Annotated in this window: 1 protein-coding gene; it reads right to left on the bottom strand. The window is 67.2% G+C overall.

Annotated elements, in window-relative coordinates:
* Positions 1-420 precede the first annotated feature (420 nt).
* The gene (locus VIB55_RS11105) at positions 421-2,544 is read right to left on the bottom strand and encodes a S9 family peptidase (protein WP_331876728.1); all 2,124 of its coding nucleotides are present in this window, start codon (positions 2,542-2,544) and stop codon (positions 421-423) included.
* Between the last annotated feature and the right edge of the window lie 118 nt (positions 2,545-2,662).

Here is a 2,662-nt window from a genome sequence, read left to right as displayed (position 1 = left end):
GCCCAGGCGCATCGGACCAGCCCGTACGCCATCCCACGCGGGCCGAAGGATCTAGCCTGGGGCACCTCCAAGCAGGGGCGCGGCAGCGGTCATCCGTGCAGAGGCCGCGACCTCCGGGCGTTGGCACCAGCGCCGGCGCATGCACCGGCTGCCCTCTTCCCCGGCCCCTCTCCCGCAAGCGGGAGAGGGGAGAATTCGATCGCGCTTCGGCGGGGTTCGTTGTGATTAGCCGTCAGCAGACCGGCGGACCTCCCACGGCAAGGACGCGCCACAGAACCGAACCTCCCACACGAGCAAGCGAGTCCGCGAAGGCGGACTTCGTGTGGTCGTTGCAGCGAATTCATTCGCCCCTGCAGGGCCGGGCCCGCGCCGAACTCATCGACACGGGCCCTCGATCCTGGTCGCTGCTCTCGATCCCTACTAGCGCACGCCCAGGTGGTGCAGCAGGAACGCGTACCGGAACGCCGTCTCGCGCAGGGCGTCGTACCGGCCCGACGAGCCGCCGTGGCCGGCGCCCATGTTGGTGCGCAGCAGCAGCAGGTTGTCGTCGGTCTTGGTGGCGCGCAGCCGCGCGACCCACTTGGCCGGCTCCCAGTACGCCACGCGCGGGTCGTTCAACCCGGTGGTCACCAGCATGGTGGGATACGCCTTGGCCTGCACGTTGTCGTACGGCGAGTACGAGAGCATGTAGCGGTAGTGCTCCTCGTTCTGCGGGTTGCCCCACTGCTCCCACTCGCCCGCCGTGAGCGGGATCGAGGCGTCGAGCATGGTGTTGATCACGTCGACGAACGGCACGTCGGCGATCACCACCTTGAACAGGTCCGGCCGCATGTTCGCCACCACGCCCATCAGCAGCCCGCCCGCGCTGCCGCCGCGGATGCCCAGCCGCTCGCGCGAGGTGAAGCGCTCGCTCACCAGGTGCTCGGCCACCGCGATGAAGTCGGTGAACGTGTTGCGCTTGTTCATCATCTTGCCCTGGTCGTACCAGGACCGGCCCATCTCCTGGCCACCGCGGATGTGCGCGATGGCGTACACCACGCCGCGGTCCAGCAGGCTCAGGTTGGCGATGCTGAAGGTGGGGTCGGTGCTGCTGCCGTAGCTGCCGTACGCGTACAGCAGCATGGGACGCGAGCCGTCGCGCACCAGCGGCTTCTTGTACACCAGCGACACCGGCACCATGGTGCCGTCTTCTGCGCGGGCCCACGTGCGCTCGGTGGCGTACTGTGAGGGGTCGTATCCGCCCAGCACCTCCGTCTGCTTCTTCAGCGTCCGCTGGCGCGTGTTCATGTCGTAGTCGTACACCGAAGACGGCGTGACCAGCGAGGTGAACCCGAAGCGGAGCGTGCTGGTGTCGTACTCGGGATTGCTCCCCGGGGACGCGGTGTACACCGGCTCCGGGAAGTCGATGGTGTGCTCCTGGCCGTTGCGGATGTTGCGGACGCGGATCTGCCGCAGCGCATTGGTGCGCTCGAAGAGCACCAGGTGGTCGCGGAAGACGTCGAAGCCGTCCAGCAGCACCGTTGCGCGATGGGGCACAACCTCGCGCCAGTTGGCCCGCGACGGGTTGGACTCCGGCGCTTCCATCAGCTTGAAGTTGTTGGCGCCGTCCGCGTTGGTGCGAATGAGGAAGCGGCCGTTCTGGTGGCTGACGGAGTAGCTGTGGTCCTTTTCGCGCGCGGCGATCAGGCGGAACTCCGTGGGCCGGTCCGCCGGCGCCACGCGGACCTCGCTGCTGGTGAAGCTGCTGGACGACAGGATCATGTACTTGTCGTCCTTGGTGCGCCCCACGCCCACGCGGAACAGCACGTCGGGCTCGTGGAACACCAGCACGTCCGTGGCGGGATCGGTGCCCAGCGTGTGGCGGAAGACGCGGTCGGGGCGCTGCGCCTCGTCGCGCTTGGTATAGAACAGCGTGCGGTTGTCACCGGCCCAGGTGGCGCCGAAGGAGACACCGGTCATCCGCTCCGGGTAGATCTCGCCCGTTTCCAGGTTCTTGACCATCAGCGCGAACTGCTCGGCGCCGGTGGTGTCGATGGAAAAGGCCAGCAGCTTGTGGTCGGGGCTGACGGAAAAGGCGCCCAGGCCGAAGTAGCGCTTCCCCTCGGCCATCTGGTTCTGGTCCAGGATCACCTCCTCGCGCGCCTCCAGGCTCCCGCGCTTGCGGGCGAAGATCGGGTACTGCTTTCCCTCTTCGGTGCGCGTATAGTAGTAGTAGGGGCCGATGCGGTCCGGCACCGAGAGGTCCGTCTGGCGGATGCGGCCCAGGATCTCCTGGTACAGCGTTTCCTGGAGCGCCTTCGTTCCCGCCATGGCGGAATCGGTGTAGCGGTTTTCGGCTTCCAGGTAGCTGATCACCTCCTGGTTCTGCTTGTCGCGGAGCCAGAAGTAGTTGTCGACGCGCACGTCGCCGTGCAGCGTGTCGGTCTTGGGGATCACGCGCGCCACGGGAGGCGGCGGCAGGTCGCGCGCGGTCTGCGCAGCGGCGGGCACCGCGGCCAGCCACGGCGCGAGCAGCAGGAGGGTGCGCATGGAACGACGCAGCATGAGGACTCCTTGCGGGGATCTGGTGATTTTGCCGGTGCTAAATTAGCAGCACGTACACGATAGTCGCACGAGGGCGGTTGGAACAGGGGTTCGTGTTTGGGCCTGCAGAGGGATTGGG

The organism is Longimicrobium sp. (assembly GCF_036554565.1).
Lineage (GTDB): Bacteria > Gemmatimonadota > Gemmatimonadetes > Longimicrobiales > Longimicrobiaceae > Longimicrobium.
The sequence above is the reverse complement of the archived record's forward strand: the minus strand, read 5'-3'. Positions and strand labels throughout refer to the sequence as shown.